The organism is Terriglobia bacterium (assembly GCA_020072845.1).
In the GTDB taxonomy this organism is placed as follows: domain Bacteria; phylum Acidobacteriota; class Terriglobia; order Terriglobales; family Acidobacteriaceae; genus JAIQGF01.
In genome coordinates this window covers 69,744-76,473 of the sequence record JAIQGF010000023.1, presented here as the reverse complement: position 1 = coordinate 76,473, position 6,730 = coordinate 69,744, and the positions used below count along the sequence as shown (strand labels likewise).

Sequence of the window (6,730 nt, the reverse complement as noted above, 5' to 3'; positions counted from 1 at the left end):
AACTTGTTCCCAGCTCGGATGGAAATCACAGCCTACAATCATCATCGAAGGCTCCTTCTTCCCCTGCGTCTTTAGACCCTCAGTCCAAGACGCTGCTAGGGTATGCTCGGAGCCTTCGCTCTTATCCAATCAACCCTTCGCGGTTTTCGAAGGGTGGGAACACGAATCTTGACAGCATGTGCTTGGGTTCGCGGGATCGATTTCCTGAGTTTTGCTCAAACTGACACGAGGCAAGAACATGAACGTCCCACTGGCTAGACATTTCGTAATAGTGGCGGCCTTAATGAGTGTAGTGTCGCCCATCGACGCCAGCGCGCAAGTGCAAACCAAGACTCCTCGCATTCATTCTGCCGAAGGCCCTCGCGCCGACTACGTCCGCTCCGGCGTGGACGCTGCAGCACGCACCGCCAAAGATGATCGTATGCGGCATTTCTTTTCTAATCCGTTGGCTGACCCAATCGCAACCGATCCCACACCGAAGACCGCAACCGTGTCGGTGACGGTCGACTCGGCGGCTCCGAAAGAAGGATTGCCGGTCAGCGGTGCAGACGTGGTCTTGATCGGCCGTGTGACCTCGTCCAGCGGCTTCGTGGCACCCGACAAAACAGGAGTGTATTCCGAATTCACCGTCACGGTTGCGGAGGTTCTGAAGCAGGACGGGAGCGCGCCGATCGCAACCGGATCAGCAATTGTGGTTACCCGTCGTGGTGCAGATGTATATTTCCCCTCGGGTCACGTCCGCCGCATCATTTTCGCCGGTATGGGCTTTCCCAAGGATCAGACGGATTACGTGATGTTCCTGCGAAAATCGAGCCCGACGGGCAGCGACTACGTACTCTCCACTGCCTATGAACTCACAGCCGGTTCAATATTCGCGCTGGATGACGGTGAGCAGTTCGACCAGTACGAGGGCGCGAACACAACAACGTTTCTGGCGAACCTCCGCAGCCAGCTCAGCGCGGTGCCGCATCTTGCACTTCGGCCCACTGACGTACTGATCGACCGAAAGACCGATCGAACCGACGGACCGCTACTGCGCCTTCGCCTGCGGGAGCTGCTTCTCGAAAACCACTTTCTGGTCCACCGACCCCTGCTCGGTTGCGATGTGGCGATCGATGGTCAGCACTTTCTTGTCGGGTGAAAGCGACCACCGGCTGGTCCACTTGACCGGCGGCGCGTTGCTCGACGCCATCGGCCGGATCCGCCCCTCGAACACCAGCACCGCCCCCGACCAGTACACCCGCGCCAGGTTTTCCGTGTCCGGCCCGGTCTCCAGGACGTGCTCTTCGCCATCGGGCGTGACGTCCACGCGCGTGATGTGCCCGTCCTGCTCGTACTGCATCTCCACCTTCGCTCCCAGGTGGCGGATCAGGTAGCGCGCCGCCTGCGGCACTTCCAGCCCTCCGAAATTGCTCTTCTCCAGGTCCACGTTCCATGTCCCGGTCAAGTTCGGCTTGGCGGGAGCTTGCGCCAGGGCAGCCGCGGCGGCCATCAACACCAACGACAAACGAAAAAGGCGAAGCATGTAGGCATGATACCGCGCCTGGCCTATCCGCGCTTCAGTTGAAAAGGACGAACGGAGCGGCGATGAGAATCATCACCGCAACCACGGTGCAGGCCGCGCAGGCTTCGGTTAAAAAGCTCTGCGGGTAGAGCTCTCGGTACACCTTCCAGAAATACCGCGCCTTGGAACGCGGCGGATCATTCGGATCGAACGGTCTGGCGGCGTAGGCATCAGACGAGATCTTGCCGAAGATCATGTAGGCAAGACCCATGAATACAAAGAACGCCGATATCAGGTAAGGTCCCATATCTGTCTCAATAGTGCGCGCGTCGCCGACGGTGCATGGCAGAATCCGGAGGAACCGTTATGAGGGGGTATAAGTCGGTTCCTCCGGCTCTGGTTACAAATGGCCCGTGGCCCTGTTCAAATCCGGAGGAAGCGGGATGAGGGATAGGAGAAAGCTTCCTCCGGCGGCGCAGTGCGGCCCTTGGTCCCCAGGCCCTACGGTGCCTGGATCGAGGCACTTCCGGGCGGCCGTGTGCGCCTAACCTTTTGCATGCTCCTTGGCGCGAGTAAGCAGGTCTTCAACTTTCTGGCGTTCCGGATAATTCGGGTTCGTCTTCAGCAACTGCTCCCAGGCTGCGATCGCTCCCTTGGTGTCCTTCTTTCCCTGCCACTTCACGATCCCGGTGTTGAACAGGGCGTTGGGATGATTCGGTTTGTAGGAAAGCGATTTCTCGAATTCCGCCAGCGCCTTGTCGGAATCGCCCAGGTAAAACATCGCCGTACCCATGTCGGTGCGGACGTCGGCATTGCCCGGCGTGATCTTCAGCGCCCGCTGGTAATACTCGATCGCTTTGGGATAAAGCTGCGCGTCGTAATACAGGTTGCCGACTTTGGCCAGCGTGTCGGCATCCTTCGGATTCCTCTGCAGGGCTTCCAGCATGGGCTGCGCCGCTTTGTCCACCATCTCGGGCGAATTGCCGCCGCCCGGCACGCCGCCAAATCCCGGGATCTGGCCGGGCGCCATGTTCGCGGGCGCCTGCGCCGCCGCCGCCTGTGCCGGCACCACCGCCGCCGGTTCCGAGCCGCGCAGCAGGTACCCAATCGCCCCGCCCAGCAGCAGGCAAACCACCGCCAGGGTGTACGCCTGCATCGTCGTCCATCCCTGGGTGGTCACAATCTCGCTCTTGCCGTTTCCGTTTCTCGCCATCTCCCTCTCCCATCACTGACCACTGGCCACTAATTTCGCGTTCCCGCCACGGCTTCTTCCATCTGTTCGAGATGGAACAAGCGCTGCACCGCCTCGGTCATGCGGTCCTGATCCACTTTTTCCGGATGCTCCTTCAGTTCGCGCGCCAGCGAATTGGAGATCCGTTGCGTGATGCGCGATGCCAGCGTCGCCAGCGAACTGGCCTGCTCCTCGCTCAGCGGCCCGGCCTCCAGCTTGAATGCTTCCAGCTCCTGCCGGCAAATTTCGTCCAAACGCCCGCGTAGCGCGACAATGGTCGGCACCACGCGCTCCGCCGCCAGCTTGGCGCGGAACCCCCGCGTTTCCTCGGCCACGAGCTTGTCCGCGTCGGCCACGGCCAACTTGCGCTCGCCCTCGCACTTCTTGGTGGCCTGCTCCAGCTCGTCAAAGTCGTAAAGAAACACGCCCGGCACTTCGCGCACCGCCGGGTCAATGTCCCGCGGCACCGCGATATCCACCAGCAGCAGCGGCGCGCCGTCGCGCTGTGCCACGATGCCTTCCGTCTCTTCGCGGGTGAGGATCACGTCCGGGCAGGAGGTTGAGCTGATCACGACATCCGCCTCGCGCACCTGGCGCGGAAGCTCTTCCAAGGGGAAGGCGCGTCCCTTCACCGCCCGCGCCAATTCCTGCGCGTTCTCCAGCGTGCGGTTGATCACCCGCAGGTCGTTGGCGCCGTTCTTGATCAGGTAGCGCGCCGCCGCCTCGCTCATCTTGCCCGCGCCCAGCAGCAGCACCTTGCGGTCCTTCAGCGACCCGAAAATCTGTTTCGCCAGTTCCACCGCCGCGTGCGGCACCGAAACCGCCGCGCTACCCACCGCCGTCTCGTTGCGCACCCGCTCGGATACCGTCAGCGCCTTCTGGAAGACCGCGTCCAGGAAGCGCCCGGCGGTTCCGACCTGCAGCGCCAGTGCCCACGCCGATTTCACCTGCGCCACGATCTCGAGCTCGCCGATCACCATCGAATCCAGGCTCGACGCCACCCGGAAGACGTGGGTCAGCGCCTGCTCGTCGATCTTGCGGTAGAAGTGCTTCCACTCGCACAGCCGCAGGCCGTATTCGCGGGTCAAGAAATTCAGCACCGAACCCGACGCCGCCGCGGCGTCGCGTGTCCACAGGATGAACTCGGTCCGGTTGCAGGTGGCCAGCACCGCCACTTCGTCAATGGCCTCGGCATGTGACAATTGCACCAGCGCCTCGTAGCGGCGCGGTTCGCTGATCCAGAAGCGTTCGCGCACCGCGACCGGCGCCGTCCGGTAGTTCACGCCGATGACCATCACGCAGGGTTCCACGGGACCTCTTTACCGCCGAAAAAATCGTTTACCACCCTGCTAATCGCACCCCGGTTGCCAAACCGCGTTGCCGCCGCGCACCTTGCTACGGGCTGAGTTTTCAACGAGTTATTCACGCTGGGTGGGACCACATCCGCGCCCGCGCGGGCACGGTTGAGGGATATCACCCGTGCCCGCGCGTTTTTTCACGCCGCAAAATTTCTCCTCATACAGGCAGCGCGGGCAAGCTCAATGATGCCCAGATCAACGACCTGGTGAAGTTCATCCGCAGTTTGAAGAAGTAGTTAGGAGTTGGGAGTTAGTTGTACCTCCGAAGCGTACGGTGCCGCCAACCCCCGGCTGTGCTTTTCTCAATCGGCAATCAACAATCGACAATCGGCAATGGTTTTCCGCTCGGTACTAGGTACCCGGTACTTCTGCTACCCTTTTCGCGCCATGAAATACCTTGCGCTCCTTTGCCTCGCTCTCTCCTGTTTTGCCGCCGATTACCCTGCGCCCAAGGAAGGCGACTACACCACCAAGAATTTCAAGTTTCGCGACGGCCAGTCGCTCCCCGAACTGCGCCTGCATTACGCCACCATCGGGGCGCCCCATCGCGACGCGCGCGGCCAGGTCACCAACGCGGTCCTGATCCTGCACGGCACCGGCGGCTCGGGAAAGCAGTTCCTGCAGCCGCAGTTCGCCAACGAGCTCTTCGGCCCCGGCCAGCCGCTGGACGCCACTCGCTATTACATCATCCTGCCCGACAACGTCGGCCACGGCGGTTCCAGCAAGCCCAGCAACGGCCAGCACATGCGCTTCCCCAACTACGACTACGACGACATGGTCGCCGCCCAGCACCTGCTCCTGACCGAAGGCCTCGGCGTGCAGCATCTGCGCCTGATCTTCGGCACCTCGATGGGCTGCATGCATTCCTTCGTGTGGGGCGAGACCTATCCCGGCTTCATGGACGCGCTCATGCCCATGGCCTGCCAGACGGTGCAGATCGCCGGGCGCAACCGCTTTTGGCGCGGCGCAATCATCAACGCCATCAAGCTCGATCCGGCGTGGAACAACGGTGAGTACAAGGAGGAGCCGGTCGGCGCCCTGCGCGCGGCACAATACCTGCTCGCCATTGCCGGCAGCGCGCCGCTGTTCTGGCAGAAGCAGTATTCCACCCGCGACGATGCCGACAAATTTGTGGACGCGCAGGAAACGCGCATCAAGGCGCTCGACGCCAACGACCTTCTTTACCAGGTCAGCTCCTCGCGGAACTACTACCCCTCGCCCAACCTGGAGAAGATCCGCGCGCCGCTGATGTGGATCAATACCACCGACGACTTCATCAACCCGCCCGAACTCACCACCCCGGAAAGCGAGGTCATGCGCATCGCGCGCGGCCAGTTCCATCTCATCCAGGCCACCGACCAAACCCGCGGCCACAGCACCCACACCTGGGCCGTCTTCTGGAAGCAGTACCTGGTGCAGTTGCTCCAGGATTCCGAGCCGAAGTAGGGAAATCAGCGCAGGGGAAATGTAGGCCGGGAAGTGTAGGCCCCCGCGCCTCGCGGGGGCTGCCGTTCATGCCTGTGCCAAATTACGAGGGCGGTGGCCGCCCTCGGCCGCCGTGCTGTCCGAATTTGGAACACCGTGTTCCAAAATCAGAACACGAACCGTTTCTTCTCGCCGCGTGTCGCCGTTAGGGTAGATTACGCGAGCACCGCCCGTGCTCCAGGCTCTGCCGGGGCGGAACGTGATGAAGGCAAAGATCGCAATTGCTGCCGGCATTGTCCTATTTGCAGCCCTAGCACCCGTCTGTGGAGCGCAAACCGACTGTGGCCATTCCGGAATTCCTGTTGATCCCGCCGAGCCCGCCGGCCTCAGTTACGAGCAGATCCTGGAAAAAGCCGCCGCCAACGAATCGCAATTCAGGGCGCAGCTCAACCGGTACACCTATGTCGAGGAAATCAGGATCCAGACTCTGGTTCCAGCAGGGTTGCCCGGCAAGTACGCAGCAGACGGCGAATACTGGCAGATCATGAACGTAGCCTACGACGCTTCCGGCAGGCGCATGGAACAGGTGACCTTCGCGCCACAATCCACGCTGCGGCGCGTGACCATGACCATGGACGATTTCGAGGATATCCACACCTACGCCACGTATGTGATCACGCCGAAAGAACTGCCGATGTACAACTTCAGGTACGCGGGCCGGCAGCACATTGACGAGCTCGACACTTACGTCTTCGACGTTGCGCCCAAATCTATTCAGCCGAAACAGAAGTACTATCAGGGACGCATCTGGATAGAGACTCGTGATTTGGGGATCGTGAAAACCTGCGGCAAGACTGTCCCGGACGTTGTGCTTCCCCCCAAGAAAAAGCGCGGTATGGAGAACATCCACGCTACCTACGTCACCTATCGCGAGCTCATCGACAGCAACTGGTTCCCGGAGTACACCAACTCCGACGACCTGCTCGTCTTCAGAAACGGCAGCGTCAAGATGCGACAGGTGATCAGGTACAGCCAGCACCGTCTGAAAAGTCCTGCGCTTTCGCGTGAGCCTCAAACGTCATTGGCGCCGCACGACTAGCTACTGGGAGAAAGTACGCGCGTAGAGACCTGCGCGATTCGACCCGCTCCGATTGGCACTTCCTCCTCCCCGCGATTTATACTTGCTCGTTTTCATAGCAACCGCCGGCCGGC

General features: G+C 61.3%; 7 protein-coding genes. 3 read left to right on the top strand and 4 right to left on the bottom strand.

Annotated features, from left to right (window positions below):
- The first annotated feature begins 238 nt into the window (after positions 1–238).
- On the top strand, positions 239–1,141 hold the full coding sequence (locus LAN70_18655; GenBank protein MBZ5513173.1) for a hypothetical protein: 903 nt from the start codon (positions 239–241) through the stop codon (positions 1,139–1,141).
- Here the strand turns inward: LAN70_18655 and LAN70_18650 are convergent.
- The 4 genes from LAN70_18650 to hemA all read right to left on the bottom strand — a co-directional run bounded on the left by LAN70_18650 (position 1,031) and on the right by hemA (position 4,045).
- On the bottom strand, positions 1,031–1,525 hold the full coding sequence (locus LAN70_18650) for a hypothetical protein (protein ID MBZ5513172.1): 495 nt from the start codon (positions 1,523–1,525) through the stop codon (positions 1,031–1,033). The genes LAN70_18655 and LAN70_18650 overlap by 111 nt on opposite strands.
- Positions 1,526–1,559: 34 nt before the next feature.
- Positions 1,560–1,811: a hypothetical protein gene (locus LAN70_18645; GenBank protein ID MBZ5513171.1), complete on the bottom strand. Its 252-nt coding sequence runs from the start codon at positions 1,809–1,811 to the stop codon at positions 1,560–1,562.
- 237 nt (positions 1,812–2,048) lie between these two features.
- On the bottom strand, positions 2,049–2,717 hold the full coding sequence (locus LAN70_18640) for a tetratricopeptide repeat protein (protein MBZ5513170.1): 669 nt from the start codon (positions 2,715–2,717) through the stop codon (positions 2,049–2,051).
- 29 nt (positions 2,718–2,746) lie between these two features.
- Entirely contained in the window at positions 2,747–4,045 is a 1,299-nt protein-coding gene (gene hemA, locus LAN70_18635) for a glutamyl-tRNA reductase (protein MBZ5513169.1), read from the bottom strand.
- A 435-nt stretch (positions 4,046–4,480) separates the two neighbouring features.
- On the opposite strand from hemA, the gene LAN70_18630 reads away from it, so the two are divergent.
- Both LAN70_18630 and LAN70_18625 read left to right on the top strand, forming a co-directional pair.
- Positions 4,481–5,539 carry an alpha/beta fold hydrolase gene (locus LAN70_18630; protein MBZ5513168.1) on the top strand — a complete coding sequence of 353 codons (1,059 nt, stop codon included), beginning with the start codon at positions 4,481–4,483 and terminating at the stop codon, positions 5,537–5,539.
- A gap of 241 nt (positions 5,540–5,780) precedes the next feature.
- On the top strand, positions 5,781–6,617 hold the full coding sequence (locus tag LAN70_18625) for a hypothetical protein (GenBank protein ID MBZ5513167.1): 837 nt from the start codon (positions 5,781–5,783) through the stop codon (positions 6,615–6,617).
- Positions 6,618–6,730: the final 113 nt, after the last annotated feature.